The following is a 16,286-nucleotide window of genomic DNA, read 5'->3' as shown; positions in this document are numbered from 1 at the left end:
ACTCCGCACGGGAGCCGGCCGCCGCCGCTGACTAGCTGACAGTGATCTCGGTGTAGACCGGGACGCTGAACGGGTCGAGCATCACGTTGCTGACGTGGCTGGACCAGGCGACCGTGCCGTTCTGGTACCAGAGCGGGATCGCGGGCACGTCGGTGACGAGCATCTTCTCGGCGGTCTGGAAGTCGGAGACCGAGGTGGCCGCGTCGGACGCCGCGTTCGCCGTGTTGACCTGCGCGTCGAACTGCGGGTTGCTGTAGTGCGAGTCGTTGGACGAGCCGCCGGTGGTGTAGACCGGCTGGATGAAGTCCTGGATCAGCGGGTAGTCCATCTGCCAGCCGGTCCGGAAGGGGCCGGTCATCTTCTGGCTGGTGACCTGGTTGCGGAAGTCCGCGAAGGTGCCGATCGGGTTGCCGACACAGGCGTTGTTGTTGCCCATCACCGTGTTGATGCTGTTGCAGGTGGCGTCGACCCAGTCCTTGTGCGGGCCGTCGGCGTTGTAGCTGATGGTCAGCTGGCCGCCGGGGATGCCGCCGCCCTGCTCGATCAGCTGCTTGGCCTTGGTCGGGTTGTAGGTGCAGAGGTCACCGCAGAGCCCGTCCTTGAATCCGCCGGTGGCGCCGAGAACCGGGGAGGTCCAGTCGCTGGCCGTCGTCCGGGTGTTGGTGAAGATGTTCTTGACGATCGTGGGCCGGTCGATCGCCATCGAGATGCCTTGGCGGACCAGCTTCGCGCCATCGGTGTTCCACTGCGGCTGGTACAGCGGGAACGAGATGGTCTGGATGATGCCGGCCGGCGTGTTCAGGAAGCGCGCCGTACTCGGCCCGCCCGCGAGCTGCTTGATCGCCGTGTTGGAGAGCGTGTTGTCGACGTCCAGGGCACCGGACTGGAGATCGGAGTAGGCGGCGTTCGGGTCGGTGTAGACGACGAGGTTGATGCCGCCGTTCTTCGGCTTGTTGGTGCCGCTGTAGTCCGGGTTCGGCACCAGCTGCATCTGCTGGCTGCGGGTGTACGACTGGATCATGTACGGCCCGTCGCCGATCGGCTTGTTCAGGTACCCGGCGTGGTTGCTGAAGAAGCTGGCGGGCAGCGGGTAGTAGGCGTTGTAGCCCAGGGTCTGCGGCCAGGTGGTGAACTTCTGGGTGAGCGCCACCGTGAAGGTGTTGTCGTTGACCACCTTGAGGCCCGACATCGTCTGCGCGGTCGGCGAACCGCTGGCCGGCGCGACGTCGTTGTAGCCCTGGATGTACTGGAAGAAGCTCGCGTTGACCTGCTTGTTGGTGGAGAGCGCGCCGTAGTTCCAGGCGTCCACGTACGACTTGGCGGTCACCGGGGTGCCGTCGCTGAACTTCCAGCCCGGCTTGAGCGTCACCGTCCAGTTCTGCTGGTCGGAGGAGGTGATCGAGTCGGCGTTGGCGTTGCTGGCCGCACTCGTCTTGGGGTCGTACTGGACCAGTCCGGCGAAGATCATGTTCATCACCGCGCCGCCGTTCACCTCGTTGGTGTTGGCCGGCTCCAGCGGGTTCTGCGGGTCGCCCCACCATGCCTTGACGACGCCACCGCCCGAGCCGCCGCCACTGCTGCTGCTGTTGCTACTGCTGCAGCCGGTGGCCGCCAGCGCCACCGATGTCACAGCGATCACGGCCCAGCGCACTCGGGTGGCTGCAGGCATGAAGGACCTCCTCGTGGTGTGTGTGAGGCATCACATCCCATTCGAGGGGCCCAGCCATGGCGGCGCACCCGCAGCAGGGCCACACGGGCACCCGGTGCCGCCGAACGGGTGGCCGGAACGCCGTCAGCCGGCTCCCCCGAAGGGGAACCGGCTGACGGGCTGCGGTGCGAAGAGCTGGCGCTGTGTCAGTTCTTCTTGGCGCGCGAGGCGCTGCGGCCGCGCTCCTTCTGGTCCAGCACGACCTTGCGGATGCGCACGGTCTCCGGGGTCACCTCGATGCACTCGTCCTCGCGGCAGAACTCGAGCGACTGCTCGAGCGACAGCTTGCGCGGCGGCACCAGGTTCTCGGTGGTGTCGGAGGAAGCGGCACGCATGTTGGTGAGCTTCTTCTCCTTGGTGATGTTGATGTCCATGTCGTCCTGGCGCGAGTTCTCGCCGACGATCATGCCCTCGTACACCTCGGTGGTGGGCTCGACGAAGAGCGTGCCGCGCTCCTGGATGCCCATCATCGCGAACGGCGTCACGACGCCCGCGCGGTCGGCCACCAGCGAACCGTTGTTGCGCATCCGCAGCTCGCCGAACCACGGCTCGTGGCCCTCGAAGATGCTGTGCGCGATGCCGGTGCCGCGGGTGTCCGTGAGGAACTGGGTGCGGAACCCGATCAGGCCGCGCGACGGGACGATGAACTCCATGCGCACCCAGCCGGAGCCGTGGTTCGTCATGGTCTCCATGCGGCCCTTGCGGACGGCCATCAGCTGGGTGATCGCGCCGAGGTACTCCTCGGGGCTGTCGATGGTCATCCGCTCGACCGGCTCGTGCACCTTGCCGTTGACGAGCTTGGTGACGACCTGCGGCTTGCCGACGGTCAGCTCGAAGAGCTCCCGGCGCATGGTCTCGACCAGGATGGCCAGCGCCAGCTCGCCACGGCCCTGGACCTCCCAGGCGTCCGGACGCTCGGTCGGCAGCACGCGGAGCGAGACGTTACCGATGAGCTCGCGGTCCAGGCGGTCCTTCACCATGCGGGCGGTGACCTTGTGGCCCTTGCCGCCCTTGCCGACCAGCGGCGAGGTGTTGGTACCGATGACCATGGAGATGGCCGGCTCGTCCACCGTGATCAGCGGCAGCGCGATCGGGTTCTCCAGGTCGGCCAGGGTCTCGCCGATCATGATGTCGGGGATGCCCGCGACGGCGCAGATGTCGCCGGGGCCGGCCACCTCGGCCGGCTTGCGGGTGAGCGCCTCGGTCATCAGCAGCTCGGTGATCTTCACCTGCTGGATCGAGCCGTCCCGCTTCATCCACGCGACCTGCTGGCCCTTGCGCAGCTCACCCTGCTCGACGCGGCAGAGCGCGATGCGGCCGAGGAAGTTGTCGGCGTCCAGGTTGGTGACGTGCGCCTGCAGCGGGGCGTCGGCGTCGAACTCCGGGGCCGGGACGTGCTCCAGGATGGTGGAGAAGAAGGGCTCCAGCGAGTCGCTGTCGGCCGGGACGGTGCCGTTCTCCGGCTTGGTCAGCGAGGCGACGCCGTCACGCGCACAGGCGTAGACGATCGGGAACTCGATCTGCTCCTCGGTGGCGTCCAGGTCCAGGAAGAGGTCGTAGGTCTCGTTGATGACCTCGTCGATCCGGGAGTCCGGGCGGTCCGTCTTGTTGATGCAGAGGATGACCGGGAGCTTGGCGGTGAGCGCCTTGCGGAGCACGAAGCGGGTCTGCGGCAGCGGGCCCTCGGAGGCGTCGACCAGCAGCACGACCGCGTCCACCATCGACAGACCGCGCTCGACCTCGCCACCGAAGTCGGCGTGGCCAGGGGTGTCGATGATGTTGATGGTGATCGGCGCGCCACCCTCCTTGGGGTGGTACTTGACCGCGGTGTTCTTCGCGAGAATGGTGATGCCCTTCTCGCGCTCCAGGTCGTTCGAGTCCATCATGCGGTCGTCGAGGTGCTGGTGAGCCGCGAAAGCGCCGGCCTGCTTGAGCATCGCGTCGACCAGGGTCGTCTTCCCGTGGTCGACGTGGGCGACGATGGCGACGTTGCGGATGTCATTGCGCGTGGGCATGCGGAGCGAACTCTCCCGGAGTCGTGGATTGCGGCGCCCCGGCCTGTCCCGGTCCACCCGCCGGGCTTACCATGCCACGGCTTGTCCTATGGTACGTGGCCGCCCACCGCTGACGCGAAGCGGAGGACCAGCTCAGCGCCGGAAGCCCAGGTCCTGGTAGCGCGGCCAGCCGAATCCGTAGGCGCCCGCACCCGCCACCCCGGCGCGCACCGCCACCAGATCAGGGCGCTGGTAGAGCGGCACCGAGTGGCCCAGCTCCCAGATCGCGGCATCGGCCTGCTGGAGCAGCGCGGTCCTCCTGGCCTGGTCCGGCTCGGCGGCGGCCCGGTCGAAGAGCCGGTCGATCTCGTCCGTCCCGGCGCCGCCGTAGTTCAGACCCGCCACCGGCTTGCCGTCCGGGCCCGGCTGCGGCTTGGCGTAGAGCGGACGCTCGTCGGTGGCGGGGAAGGCGGTCGCGGGCCAGGAGAAGAGCGCGAGGTCCCAGTCGCCGGCGGCCAGCTGGTCGTGGACGAAGCTGTCGGGGGCGGCGGCCTTCGGATGCACGGTGACGCCCTGCGGGGCCAGCTGCGCCACCAGGGCGTCGGCGGTGCGGCGGGCGGTGGCCGAGCCGTCCGGGTAGAGCAGGTTCAGCTCCAGGTGCAGCTGCTTGGCGGTGGCGCCCAGGTAGGCACTGTCGTCCTGGTAGCCGCTCTGGCCGGTCATGAGCAGGTGGTTGCCGAGCGGGGCCGCGGGCAGGCCGAGCGGGGTGAGCGCGGCCTGGACGAGCTTCTTGCGGTCCACGCAGGCGGCCACCGCACGGCGCACGGCGGCGTCGGCCAGCGGGCCGCGGGAACCGTTGAAGGTGAGCTGGGTGTAGGCGGGAGCCGCCGCGCGGTGCAGGGTGATGTTGGGCAGCGTCTGGGCCCGCCGCAGCGCCTGGACGGAGGAGTCCAGCGCATCGGTGGAGCCGGCACCCGGCGGGTGGTCGACGGTGCCCTCCAGTGCGGCCACGTCGACCTTGCCCTGGCCGAGCGCGTCCAGCCGGTCCGTGGTGGCCAGGAAGTCGAGCTCGTCGACCTTGGGCGGGTCGCCCCACCAACGGGCGTTGCGCACCAGGACCGCCCGTCCGCCCTTGGCGTCCAGCGACTGCAGGGTGAGCGGGCCGGCGCTGCGGGGCATGCCGGCGGCCGGGTAGAGCGGGCTGAACAGGCCCTGCCACTCGGCGTACGGGTGCTTGAAGACCACCGTGACCTGGTGCGGGTCGGCGCCGGGCGCGACCGACTCGATCGCCGCGTAGCCGGGGTGGACGCCCCGCTGCGCCGCCCACTGGGCGCTGAAGTCGGCCGCTGTCACCGGCGTGCCGTCGCTCCACACGGCCTTCGGGTTGAGCCGGTAGGTGACCGTGCGGCCCACCGCGTCGGCGCCGGCCAGGTAGTCCGGATCGGCCACCGGGCGGGCGCGGTCGTCCAGCCGGAAGAGGCTGGGCAGCAGGGCGTGGGCGATCAGCGCGGTGTCGGGGGTGGCGTCGGGCTGGTAGACGTCCAGTGAGGCGGGCACCGCGTCCACCGCCCAGCGCAGCGTGCCGCCCTCGCGGACCGAGCCGCGGTCGGCGGAGGTGAGGTCGGAGGCGGACTGGGAGGGCGTGGCCGGACCCTGCGCGCCGGAGCAGCCCGCCAGTGCGCCGAGCAGTGCGGCGGCGGCGAGCACCCTGATGCTCTTCATGGCGCCCACTCAACTCCCGCATCAGGGCGAAGAGCTGACGACACGACAAGTTGTCCTCCGATCGGCGCAGAGTCAATCCCGTCCGAGGTCTTCCGACCTGATGTGATCAAGGTCACACTCACAGGATGGCCATCACGACCAAGCGCGCTGCGATACCGGAACGCACTCTCCGTACCGACCGCTGGTGGTTGCCCCAGCTGAGCACGGCGGCCGGCCTGCTGGTCTTCATCGGCTACTCGACCTGGCGGGCCTTCAGCGGCAGCCACTACTACGCCGCCCCGTACGTCTCGCCGTTCTACTCCCCCTGCCTCGCGACCAACTGCGTGCCGATGCGCGGCGGGGCCGACTGGGCGGTGGTCGGCGACTGGTGGCGGCTCTCCCCCGCCCTGCTGGTGCTGATCTTCCCGCTCGGCTTCCGGCTGACCTGCTACTACTACCGCAAGGCCTACTACCGCGCCTTCTGGGCCTCGCCGCCGGCCTGCGCGGTGGGCGAACAGCACGCCAGGTACACCGGCGAGACCCGGTTCCCGCTGATCCTGCAGAACCTGCACCGCTACTTCTTCTACCTGGCCGTCCCGGTGGCCGCGATCCTGAGCTACGACGCGGCGCTCGGCTTCCGCAACGCCGCCGGCGCCTGGGGGCACGCCGGGCTCGGCACCCTGGTGCTGCTCGTGAACGTGGCACTGATCTGGGCCTACACGCTCTCCTGCCACTCCTGCCGGCACATCGTCGGCGGGCGGCTGCGGCACTTCTCCAAACACCCGGTGCGCTACCGGGCCTGGCAGCTGGTGGGGCGGCTCAACGCCCGTCACATGCAGCTGGCCTGGGCCTCGCTCGCCTCGGTCGGGCTGGCCGACCTGTACGTCTACCTGGTCTCGTCCGGCGTGTTCAGCGACCCGAGGTTCTTCTGAGGAGGGGCACTGTGACGGAGATGCACAGCTACGACGTCCACGACGGGTACGACGTGGTGGTGGTCGGCGCCGGCGGGGCCGGGCTGCGGGCCGCGATCGAGGCCCGCGAGCAGGGGATGCGGGTCGCGGTGATCTGCAAGTCGCTCTTCGGCAAGGCGCACACCGTGATGGCCGAGGGCGGCATCGCGGCCTCGATGGGCAACGTGAACAGCGGCGACAACTGGCAGGTGCACTTCCGCGACACCATGCGCGGCGGCAAGTTCCTCAACCACTGGCGGATGGCCGAGCTGCACGCCAAGGAGGCGCCCGAGCGGGTCTGGGAGCTGGAGGGCTGGGGCGCGCTCTTCGACCGGACCGCGGACGGGCGGATCTCGCAGCGCAACTTCGGCGGCCACGAGTACCCGCGGCTGGCGCACGTGGGCGACCGGACCGGGCTGGAGCTGATCCGCACCCTGCAGCAGAAGGTGGTGGCGCTGCAGCAGGAGGACTTCAAGGAGAGCGGCGACTACGAGTCGGGCCTGAAGGTCTTCCAGGAGTACACGGTCACAAGGATCCTGAAGGACGGCGAGCGGGTCGCGGGGGTCTTCGGCTACCAGCGGGAGAGCGGGCGGTTCTTCGCCGTCGCCGCCCCCGCCGTGGTGCTGGCCACCGGCGGGATCGGGAAGTCGTTCAAGGTGACCTCCAACTCCTGGGAGTACACCGGCGACGGCCACGCGCTGGCGCTGCTGGCCGGCGCCCGCCTGCTGAACATGGAGTTCGTCCAGTTCCACCCCACCGGCATGGTCTGGCCGCCCTCGGTGAAGGGCATCCTGGTCACCGAGTCGGTGCGCGGCGACGGCGGGGTGCTGCGCAACAGCGAGGGCAAGCGGTTCATGTTCGACTACGTGCCCGAGGTGTTCCGCGGCCAGTACGCCGAGACCGAGGCGGAGGCGGACGGCTGGTACGCCGACCCCGCCGGGCACCGCCGCCCGCCCGAGCTGCTGCCCCGTGACGAGGTGGCCAGGGCGATCAACTCCGAGGTCAAGGCGGGGCGCGGCACCCCGCACGGCGGAGTCTTCCTGGACGTCTCCAGCCGGCTGCCGGCCGAGGAGATCATCCGGCGGCTGCCCTCGATGCACCACCAGTTCAAGGAGCTGGCCGACGTCGACATCACCCGCGAGCCGATGGAGGTCGGCCCGACCTGCCACTACGTGATGGGCGGGGTGGAGGTGGACCCGGACACCGCGGCCAGCCCCGCCGTCCCCGGGCTCTACGCCGCCGGCGAGGTGGCCGGCGGGATGCACGGCTCCAACCGGCTCGGCGGCAACTCGCTCTCCGACCTGCTGGTCTTCGGCCGCCGCGCGGGACTGCACGCGGCGCGGTACGCGGCCGGGGCGCCGGCGCGGCCGGCGCTCGACGAGGCCCAGCTGTCGGCCGCCGCCGCCGAGGCGCTGGCCCCGTTCGGCGAGGGGAGCGAGCACCCGTACGCGCTGCACCAGGAGCTCCAGCAGACCATGAACGACCTGGTCGGGATCATCCGCCGGGCCGGCGAGATGAAGCAGGCGCTGGACCGGCTGGCGGTGCTGGGGCGGCGGGCCGAGGCGGTGGCGGTGGAGGGCCACCGGCAGTTCAACCCCGGCTGGCACCTGGCACTGGACCTGCGCAACATGCTGCTGGTCTCGGAGTGCGTGGCGCGCGCCGCGCTGCTGCGCCGGGAGAGCCGCGGTGGGCACACCCGGGAGGACTGGCCGGGGATGGACCGGGACTGGCGGCGGGTCAACCTGGTCTGCTCGCTGGCCGAGGGGCAGCTGACGGTCGAGCGGCAGCCCAACCCACCCGTCCGGGCCGACCTGCTGGCGCTGTTCGACCGCACCGAACTGGCGAAGTACTTCACCCCGGAGGAGCTGGCCGATGAGCACGGATGACAGGGAGTTCCGGATCTGGCGGGGCGAGGGCGGCGCGGGCGGGTTCGTCACGTACCGGGTGCCGGTCAACGAGGGCGAGGTGGTGCTCGACCTGGTGCACCGGCTGCAGGCCACCCAGGCTCCCGACCTGGCGGTGCGGTGGAACTGCAAGGCGGGCAAGTGCGGCTCGTGCAGCGCCGAGGTGAACGGGCGTCCGCGGCTGCTCTGCATGACCCGGATGTCGGTGCTGCCACCGGACGAGCCGGTGGTGCTGACCCCGCTGCGTGCCTTCCCCTCGGTGCGCGACCTGGTCACCGACGTGACGTTCAACTACGCCAAGGCCAGGGAGGTGGCCGCCTTCGTGCCGCCGGCGGGACTGGCACCGGGCGAGTACCGGATGCGGCAGGAGGACGTGGCGCGCTCGCAGGAGTTCCGCAAGTGCATCGAGTGCTTCCTGTGCCAGGACACCTGCCACGCGGTGCGCGACCACGAGGAGAACAAGGCGGCCTTCGCCGGGCCGCGCTTCCTGATGCGGGTGGCCGAGCTCGACATGCACCCGCTGGACGCGGCCGGTGCCGGCGGCCTGGACCGCCGTGCCAGTGCCCAGGACACCCACGGCCTGGGCTACTGCAACATCACCAAGTGCTGCACCGAGGTCTGCCCGGAGCACATCCGGATCACCGACAACGCGCTGATCCCGCTCAAGGAGCGGGTGGCCGACCGCAAGTACGACCCGCTGGTCTGGCTGGGCTCGAAGATCGGCCTGCGCCCGCGGGACTGACCCGGCCGCCGGGCCCCCTTGCGGCGGGGGCCCGGCGCGGCGGTCAGAGGCCCAGCTCGAACCAGACGATCTTCCCGTGCGGGGTCCGCCGGCTGCCCCAGCGCTCGGCCAGCAGGCTGACCAGCTGCAGGCCGCGCCCGCCCTCGTCGGTCTCCTGCGCCCGGCGCCGGCGCGGCTGGGCGTACCCGTCGTCCCAGACCTCGCAGACCACCGTGGTGTCGCGCAGCAGGCGCAACCGGATGTCGCCGCGCCCGTGCCGCAGCGCGTTCGTCACCAGCTCGCTGACCAGCAGCTCGGTGGTGTCCACCAGGTCGTCCAGGCCGCGGGTCAACAGCCAGGCGCAGGCCTTCTCGCGGGCCTTGGCCACCGAGGTCGGCTCGGGGGGCAGCTGCCAGTCGCCCACCGCGTCCTCGGGCAGCGCCCGGACCCGGGCCAGCAGCAGGGCGATGTCGTCCTCGCCGTGGTGCGGGTCGAGCTCGTTCAGCACCTCGTCGCAGAGCGTCTCCAGGACGGGCGCGCCGTTCTCCAGGGCGATCCGGAAGGCCTGCAGGCCCTCGTCCAGCTGGTGCTTGCGGGACTCCACCAGGCCGTCGGTGTAGAGGCCGAGCAGGGCGCCGTCGGGGAGGGTCAGGGTGACCTCCTCGAACGGCTCGCCGCCCACGCCCAGCGGCAGGCCGGGCGGCACGTCGAGCATCCGGGCCGGCTCGCCCGGGCTGAGCAGCGCCGGGGGCAGGTGGCCGGCGTTGGCGAAGACGCAGCGCCGGGTGACCGCGTCGTAGACCGCGTAGACGCAGGTGGCCAGGTAGACCTCGGGGGCGTCGTTGTCGCCGGTGCGCTGGGAGCCGTAGCCGGCCATCGAGCCGGGGCCCGGGTCGCCCAGGCCCCGGGCGATCTCGTCCAGCGAACCGAGCACCTCGGCCGGCTCCAGGTCGAGCATCGCCAGCGTCCGCACCGCGGTGCGCAGCTGGCCCATCGCGACGGCCGCGCGCAGGCCGCGGCCCATCACGTCGCCGATCACCAGCGCGGTGCGGTTGCCCGGCAGCGGGATCACGTCGAACCAGTCGCCGCCGACCTCGGTGTTGTTGTTGCTGGGACGGTAGCGGCAGGCGATCTCCAGGCCGCTGGCCTCCGGGTTGCCCGGGGGCAGCAGGCTGCGCTGCAGGATCAGCGCCCGCTCGTGCTCACGCCGGTAGAGCCGGGCGTTGTCCACGCAGACCGCGGCGCGCGCCGCGATCTCCTCGGCGATCGCCACGTCCCGCGCGTCGAAGGGCTCGCTGCCGATCGCCCGGGAGAGCTGGATCAGGCCGAGCACCACGTCCCTGGCGACCAGCGGGACCACCAGGGTGCTGCGCAGCAGCGGGTCGGGGCCCGGGTCCGGGATCGCGCTGCGCCCGGTGCGCAGCGCCCGGGCGTGCGGGGAACGCGGCGGGTAGCAGAGGGTGCCACCGGCCTCGGCGGCGGCCAGGCGCGCGCCGTAGGCCTGGTCCGGGTAGCCGCCCTGGTCGCCGCCGAGCAGCGAGCCGAAGCCCACCGCGCCCGCGCCGACCACGCTGGAGACCGCCACCCGGCGCAGCTCGCCGCTGCCGTCGTACGGGTGGGCGCCGGACCCGGTCAGCGAGGGACCGCTCTCGCCGGAGAGCAGTGCCGAGTAGAGGTCCACGGTGGCCAGGTCGCAGAACTGCGGGACGACCACGTCGAGCAGTTCCTTGGCGGTGGTCTCCAGGTCCAGGGTGGAGCCGATGTGCGCGCTGGCCTCGTTGACCAGCGCCAGGTTGCGGCGCACCCCGGCCGCCTCGCGCTCGGCGACGTGCCGGCTGGTGATGTCGTTGACCTGCCCGGCCACGCCCATCGGGCGCTCGCCGGGGCCGGTGAGGCGGTAGAGCGAGATCGCCCAGCGGCGTTCGCCGGACCGGGTCGGCACGGCACCGCTGAACCGCAGGTCGACCACCGGGTCGCCGCTCTGCAGCACCTGGCGCAGCGCGGACTCCAGCCGCTCGGCCTCGCTGGTGGTGAACAGGTCGTGCGCGCTGCGCCCGGCCAGCGCCTCGGGTTCGAGCCCGACCGCCTCGGCGAAGGCCCGGTTGACCCGCTGCAGCCGCAGCTGCCGGTCGAACAGGAAGAAGCCGCTCGGGGTCTGCCCGAAGACGGCCTCGGAGGCGGCCAGCTCGGTCTCGATCCGGCGCAGCCGGCCGAGGTCGACGGCCAGGCAGAGCGCGCCCGGCGAGCGCTCTCGCGAGTCTTCGAACTCTGCGCCCGGCTCGCCCGCTTCGTCCTTGGGGCCGACGGCCGGCATCAGGTAGACCTCGGCCAGGCCCTCGCGGCCGTCCGCTCCCCGGTAGGGCGCGGTGCCGACCCACTCCTCGCCGGCCAGCGTGCGCTCCAGCCTGGTGCGGCCCCGCCGCCACAGCTCGCGCGGCACCAGGGTGGTCACCGGATCGGCGCCCAGTGCCTCGGCGGCGGGCACCGCGAAGAAGTCGGCGGCCCGCTCGCTCCACTGGCTGATCAGCCCGTCCGGGCCGATCGCGAAGGTGGCGACGCGGATGAACTCGTAGATCGAGCCCGGATCGCCCTCGCCCCAGCGCGGCGAACCGAGCGGCTGGCGCTCGGCGGCCTCCGCCAGCTCGGCGTCCGTCGGCTCCGCGTCCGTCGGCTCCGCGTCGGCCGCGGCGGCATCGCGCCCGGGGTGGGTCTCGGGGACACGGGGGACGGCAGCGGCGGCTGGCCCGGACACCGGTGCACCCGACTGTCCGGGCACGCCGACATGGCCGCTACCACTCAGCGCCTCCCGCGCCGGCAAGCTGTTCAAGGACCGACCCCTCCAACCCGCGCCCATCCGGATGTCGAGAAGACCTGAGATGACCGAGTATTCATCATCCGAGGGCACGCGCACACGCCCCCAACATCACAACATCAAATCGGGCGAAGGATTTTGCCCCTGGCTTCGCGCCACCAGCCTGCCACCCTCGCGCCCCTGGTCCGCTCCCGTGCGCCTGGTCGGCGGACGTGACGTGAACAAGCCTTGAAAATTCGAATATCTGACCGAATCCCGCCCTGATCAATCCCGTGATCAATCTCGCCCCGGCTCCTTCCCCGGCAATTCCTGTTCGAACCAGACCACCTTGCCCATTCCCTCGGCCCGCGCGCCCCAGCGCAGCGCCAGCCGGCGCACCAGCTCCAGCCCCCGGCCGCCCTCGTCGGCGGCAGCCGCGTGCCGCTCCCTGGGCGGGTCGGGCAGCGGGTCGGAGATCTCCACCAGCAGCGTGTTGCCGAGGGTGAGCCGGACCCCGATCGGCGCGCTGGCGTACCGCACCGAGTTGGTCACCAGCTCGCTGACCAGCAGCTCGGCGGTGTCGCTCAGCTCCTCCACGCCCCACTCCTGGAGCGCGCCGCGCACCAGCCGGCGGGCCCGGGAGACCGCGGTGGGCTCGGCCGGCAGCGTCCAGCCCACGGTGCGGGCGCCTTCCTCGCCCCGGCCGAGGCGGGCCAGCAGCAGCGCCACGTCGTCGGGCTCACGGCCCTGCTCCATGGTGTCGAGCACCGCCTCGCAGGCGTGCTGGATCGACACGTACGGCTTCTCCAGCACCGACTGCAGCCGGCCCAGGCCGACGTCCAGGTCCTTGTCCCGGGACTCCACCAGGCCGTCGGTGCACAGCGCCAGCACACTGCCCTCGGGGATCAGCAGCTCCACCGCCTCGAACGGCACCCCGCCGACGCCCAGCGGCGCGCCCGAGGGCAGGTCCAGCACCTCGCCCTCGCCGCCGGGCAGCGGTCCACCGGAGCGGGCCGGGCCCGGCGTGGGCGGGCGCACCAGCACCGGTGGGATGTGGCCCGCCTTGGCGACCGTCAGCCGCGCGGTGGCCGGGTCGTAGACGGCGTAGACGCAGGTGGCGAGCAGCGCCTCGTCCGGCCCCTGAGCGAGGTCGTCGGCCAGCTCGTGGACGTGGCGCAGCAGCACGTCGGGCGGCAGGTCGAGGGCGGCCAGCACCCGCACGGCGGTGCGCAGCCGGCCCATCGTGGCGGCTGCCCGCAGGCCGTGGCCCATCACGTCCCCGACCACCAGCGCGGTGCGGTCGCCGGGCAGCGGGATCACGTCGAACCAGTCGCCGCCGACCTCGGTGCCGCTGCTGCCCGGCACGTAGCGGTAGGCGACCTCGACGCCGGTGGGCTGCGGCACCTGCTGCGGCAGCAGGGTGCGCTGCAGGGTGAGCGCGGCGGTGCGTTCACGCACGTACAGCCGGGCGTTGTCGAGCGAGCTGCCGGCCCGGTCCGCGAGCTCCACCGAGAAGGCCAGGTCGTCCCGGTCGAAGGCCTCGCGCCGGCCGGCCCGGCTGAGCACCAGCAGGCCGATCACGATGCCCCGGGCGCGCAGCGGGACCACCAGCATCGAGTGCGCGCCGAGCGCCAGCGCGGCCCGCACCTTGGGGTCGCCGGGGTAGGTTGCCTCCGCCAACTCCTCTGCTCCGGAGAGCAGTTCGGGCACTCCGCTGCGCAGCACCCGGCCGTAGCAGGACTCCTCGGCGAAGCTGATCCGGGCGCCCCGGCGGAGCATCACCTCGACGTCCTCGCCGTCCTGGACGGCCGCCACGCCGAGTTGGAGCAGCGAGGTGCGCCGGTCGTGGGCGTGCCGGGGCAGGTCGTCGCCGTGCGCCACCGCCTGGAGCAGGATCGCCGCCGCGAAGTCGGCGAGCCTGGGCACCACCGCGCCGGCCAGCTCCTGGGCGATCCGGCCGGCGTCCAGCAGGTCGCCGATCCGCGAGCCGAACTCGTTGAGCAGGGCCAGGCGGCGGCGGGCGTGCTCGACCTTGGCCACCGCGCGGTAGCGCTCGGTCACGTCCATCACGGTGCCGGAGATGCCGAGCACCTTGCCGCCGCGGTCGGTGAGCCGGCTGTAGGAGATCGACCGGTAGCCCGAGCGGACCGCACTCTGGGCGGCCAGCGTCACGTCGATCACCGGCTCGCCGGTGGCCAGCACCTGACGCTGGATCACACTGACCTCGTCGGCCGCCCGTTCGGGCAGCGTCTCGCCGGTGGTGCGGCCGATGTGGTCCTCGGCCGCCACCCCGTTCATCTCGGCCAGCGTCTGGTTGACGGCCGTGTAGCGCAGTTCGGTGTCCAGCACCGCGATGCCCAGCGGCGACTGCTCGAAGAGCGCGTCGCGCACCGCCAGATCGCGTTCCACGGCCTGCAGGGTGCGCGCCTCGGCGAGCGCGACCAGCAGGAACGGGGTGCCGTCGCCGTCCACCAGCAGGGAGATCCGGGCCTCCACCGGGACCCTGGGGCCGTCGCGGTGGTGCAGCCAGGTCAGCCCCTTCCAGCCGCCGGTGCGCAGCGCGATCCGGAACGCCTCGCGGGTCTGCGCGACGCGTTGCTCGTCGGCCATCAGCTCCTCGATCCGCCGGCCCACCAGCACCTCGCTGGGCCAGCCGAGCAGTTCCTCGGCGGCCGGGCTCCAGAGCACCACCCGGCCCGCGGTGTCGAGCATCGCGATGGCGACCTTGACGACGTCGAAGAGGCTGCCCTGGGTGTGCTCGCCGATCGCCTCGGGCGAGCTGGCGGCGCCGGCGGGGAACGGCTCCCCCGGTGCGCCGCGGTGGGCCGGGGCCGCCCGGGCGGCGGGGCGGGGGGCGGCGCCCGGGGCGGCAGCGGTGGGTGCGGCGCCGGTGGCGGGTACGGCCGATGCGGAGCGGGGGCGCGCTGCGGGCCCGGTGGACGGGCCTGCGGACGGGCGCTGCGCGCCGGGCGCCGGGGCGCTGACGCGCAGGCGCGCGCGGGCGGCTGCCCCACCCGTCCGCCCGGAGCGGGGGGCGCGGGTGCGTCGCGCTCCGTCGGCGCTACCCGTGCTGGTCACCGACGCGGCCTCCCAAGTACCGACGCGGACTGACGCCACTCGACACGCCAAACGTTACGGATCATGCCGAACTGTGACATACCCAGACGCAATGTGCACTATCCATGCGTTCGGGTCATCTTTTCCGATCGGCCTACAGGACCTGACGCCGGGCTCTGCGCTGACGGCGCATCAGCGGCCCTGAGCAGGCCGGCCACCTCCGGGAGCACCGCGCGGTCGTGCTCCAGCCAGTCCACCGCCGTCAGCTCGTCAGGTCCCAGCCAGCGCACCTCGGAGTGGTCCTGCAACGGCCGCGGCTCGCCCGCCACCAGCTCGGCCGCCCAGATCCGCAGCACCAGCCCGGCTCGGACCGGCCACTCGCCCGCCAGCCGGGTCACCGCCCTGGCCCGCACGCCCAGCTCCTCGGCGAGCTCGCGCTCCAGCGCCTGCTGCTCGCTCTCCCCCGGCTCGGCCTTGCCACCGGGGAACTCCCAGCGCCCCGCCAACTCGGCGGGCGCACTGCGCCGGGCGGCCAGCACCCGGCCCTGGGCGATCAGCGCGCCGCCGACCACGATCCGGTTCTCCATGCTGGGGAGCTTAGTCGGGCGGCCGGCGGAAACCGGCGGGCCGAAGGGGGGCCGGGCGGCGGGCCGCAGGAGGCCTGGGCCTGGGCCGACGATGGCGGGCTGCGCCGCGCCGGGCCCGGCTCGGTGGGGGTCGAGTCGGGCCCGGGGCGGTGCCGGTCGCACCCTGGCCCGAGGCTAGGGACGACCCGCTAACGGGACGTACGGACGAGGTTTCGGCGTCGTCACACACCCGGGGAGCCGGGTTAACGGCGCGTAAGACGTTGGGGTTCGCGGGTCGGCCGGACCGCCGGCCCACACCTCCGACACATGATTCGCCTACGACTGGCTCCGCTGATGCGGCTCCCGCACCAGCGAATCCCTACCGACGCGTACACCTGCCCCCGTTTCGCCCCCGTCCGACCGCCGCGCGGGAGGAGCCAGCACGTGGCCGCGTCGAGCCGCCCCCGCCCGGCGGGTGGGCGCAGCGCCGACAGCGGCCGTGGCAACGCGGTCCGCCCGGATCTCTCCGGCGCGGCCACCTCACGGACGACTATCGCAAGGGTGGACCGGCTCCCGCGTCGGCGCAAGGTCCTGGCTGTCTCGTTCCGGGCCGGGTCACCGGGTCGCCGTGCGGCGGACGGGCGGCCGACCGCGCCTCGGCCCCGCCCGGGTCCGGGCGCGCGGGCACCGTGGGCGCGGGCGCGCGGCGGCGCGGGCCGCCGTCGGCCGAGGCCACCGCGGCCGGCCCGGCGCCCGCCTGGCCGGGCCTGGACGGCACTGCGGTGGCCCCCGGTGCCCGTGGGGTCGGGTGCCGGTCCCGCACAGGCACCGGGCAGCGCTGCCCGCCACGGGCCGCGCTGCCCGTACTGAGTGAGGTCCCGACCGCTGCCCCGA

At 72.6% G+C, this 16,286-nt stretch carries 9 protein-coding genes; 3 read left to right on the top strand and 6 right to left on the bottom strand.

All coding sequences use genetic code 11. From position 1 onward, the window contains the following. Positions 1-31: 31 nt before the first annotated feature. The 3 genes from OG500_RS23400 to OG500_RS23390 all read right to left on the bottom strand — a co-directional run bounded on the left by OG500_RS23400 (position 32) and on the right by OG500_RS23390 (position 5,424). Entirely contained in the window at positions 32-1,669 is a 1,638-nt protein-coding gene (locus OG500_RS23400) for a peptide ABC transporter substrate-binding protein (RefSeq protein ID WP_327068786.1), read from the bottom strand. Between the two features lie 185 nt (positions 1,670-1,854). Continuing rightward, the gene (typA, locus tag OG500_RS23395) at positions 1,855-3,723 is read right to left on the bottom strand and encodes a translational GTPase TypA (RefSeq protein WP_329583179.1); all 1,869 of its coding nucleotides are present in this window, start codon (positions 3,721-3,723) and stop codon (positions 1,855-1,857) included. A gap of 132 nt (positions 3,724-3,855) precedes the next feature. Then, a complete protein-coding gene (locus OG500_RS23390) occupies positions 3,856-5,424 on the bottom strand; it encodes an ABC transporter family substrate-binding protein (RefSeq protein ID WP_329583176.1) in 1,569 nt (522 codons plus the stop codon). 125 nt (positions 5,425-5,549) lie between these two features. Here OG500_RS23390 and OG500_RS23385 point away from each other — a divergent pair, with 125 nt between their 5' ends. Genes OG500_RS23385 through OG500_RS23375 form a run of 3 tightly spaced genes read left to right on the top strand, consistent with a single transcriptional unit; the run spans position 5,550 to position 8,999 of the window. Further along, positions 5,550-6,335, top strand: a complete 786-nt coding sequence (locus tag OG500_RS23385) for a hypothetical protein (RefSeq protein ID WP_327068783.1) — start codon at positions 5,550-5,552, stop codon at positions 6,333-6,335. 20 nt (positions 6,336-6,355) lie between these two features. Continuing rightward, on the top strand, positions 6,356-8,239 hold the full coding sequence (locus OG500_RS23380; RefSeq protein ID WP_329587688.1) for a fumarate reductase/succinate dehydrogenase flavoprotein subunit: 1,884 nt from the start codon (positions 6,356-6,358) through the stop codon (positions 8,237-8,239). Continuing rightward, positions 8,226-8,999 carry a succinate dehydrogenase/fumarate reductase iron-sulfur subunit gene (locus OG500_RS23375; RefSeq protein ID WP_329583173.1) on the top strand — a complete coding sequence of 258 codons (774 nt, stop codon included), beginning with the start codon at positions 8,226-8,228 and terminating at the stop codon, positions 8,997-8,999. The genes OG500_RS23380 and OG500_RS23375 overlap by 14 nt, the downstream gene beginning before the upstream one ends. Before the next feature lie 43 nt (positions 9,000-9,042). Here OG500_RS23375 and OG500_RS23370 read toward each other — a convergent pair whose 3' ends face one another. The 3 genes from OG500_RS23370 to OG500_RS23360 form a co-directional block, all read right to left on the bottom strand. Further along, a complete protein-coding gene (locus OG500_RS23370) occupies positions 9,043-11,730 on the bottom strand; it encodes a SpoIIE family protein phosphatase (RefSeq protein WP_442907054.1) in 2,688 nt (895 codons plus the stop codon). Positions 11,731-12,066: 336 nt separating this feature from the next. Then, on the bottom strand, positions 12,067-14,847 hold the full coding sequence (locus OG500_RS23365) for a SpoIIE family protein phosphatase (RefSeq protein ID WP_329583170.1): 2,781 nt from the start codon (positions 14,845-14,847) through the stop codon (positions 12,067-12,069). Between the two features lie 98 nt (positions 14,848-14,945). Beyond that, positions 14,946-15,413: a (deoxy)nucleoside triphosphate pyrophosphohydrolase gene (locus tag OG500_RS23360; RefSeq protein WP_327068780.1), complete on the bottom strand. Its 468-nt coding sequence runs from the start codon at positions 15,411-15,413 to the stop codon at positions 14,946-14,948. Positions 15,414-16,286: the final 873 nt, after the last annotated feature.

Source organism: Kitasatospora sp. NBC_01250 (genome assembly GCF_036226465.1).
In the GTDB taxonomy this organism is placed as follows: Bacteria; Actinomycetota; Actinomycetes; order Streptomycetales; family Streptomycetaceae; genus Kitasatospora.
Note: the sequence above shows the minus strand (reverse complement) of the source record. Positions and strands in the feature narration are given on the sequence as shown.